This is a genomic window from Brevibacillus fluminis, from assembly GCF_003710825.1.
GTDB lineage: Bacteria > Bacillota > Bacilli > Brevibacillales > Brevibacillaceae > Brevibacillus_D > Brevibacillus_D fluminis.
On the sequence record NZ_RHHQ01000078.1, the window covers coordinates 1 to 744 of the forward strand.

Sequence of the window (744 nt, forward strand, 5' to 3'; positions counted from 1 at the left end):
TCGTACGACCAGTCCGCCTCATCAGGCGGGCTTTTTTTGTAAAAAGATACACCTGTGAGCCGAGGTAGCGGATGGCGTGTGGCGATACAATAAAGTCACAAACATAGATAAAACAAATACAACGAGCAAATCGACGGAGGTATTCCCATGAACATTGTCATTTTGAATGGTGGAGCTACACAAGGATCGCGGACGCGCGGATTGGCGCGGACATTTGAGCAGGCGCTGAACAAGAATGATATCAATGTGACGTTTTTTGACCTGGGTGAACATGTACTCCCGGTCTATAACGGGAGCGACGAACAATATCAGCTGACATCGGTAAAAGCGCTGCAATCGCTGACGCAGGAGGCAGACGGCTTCGTCATCTGCACGCCGGAATATCACAACGGGATGAGCGGGGCGCTGAAAAATGCGCTGGACTTTTTGGGCTCGCGGCAGTTCCGCAACAAGCCGACGCTGATCGCCGCTGCGGCAGGCGGTGGAAAGGGCGGCATCAACGCCTTGAACAATTTGCGCACGGTGATGCGCGGGGTCTATGCACTGGTGCTGCCGGATCAATTCGTGGCTGATCCGCATCATTTCAATGATCAGCAAAAGGTGACGGATTACGATGCACAGGAGCGAATCAATGGGATGGCGGAAGAACTGATTCGCATCAGCCGCCTTTTGGCTGCGAAATAAAGGTTGGCCGAAAGCGATACAAAATAAAGGGGGACGGAAATGATGAAAATCACCGAATTG

The 744-nt window shown here is 51.9% G+C and carries 1 protein-coding gene; it reads left to right on the forward strand.

Translation table 11 applies throughout. The annotated features are described in order from the left end of the window. Window positions 1–147 precede the first annotated feature (147 nt). Window positions 148–684: an NADPH-dependent FMN reductase gene (locus EDM56_RS30975; protein WP_122921751.1), complete on the forward strand. Its 537-nt coding sequence runs from the start codon at window positions 148–150 to the stop codon at window positions 682–684. Window positions 685–744: the final 60 nt, after the last annotated feature.

Bases quoted from the DNA above. Each gene is read 5' to 3' on its own strand.
- EDM56_RS30975 (WP_122921751.1), top strand. From the start codon at position 148: ATGAACATTGTCATTTTGAATGGTGGAGCTACACAAGGATCGCGGACG.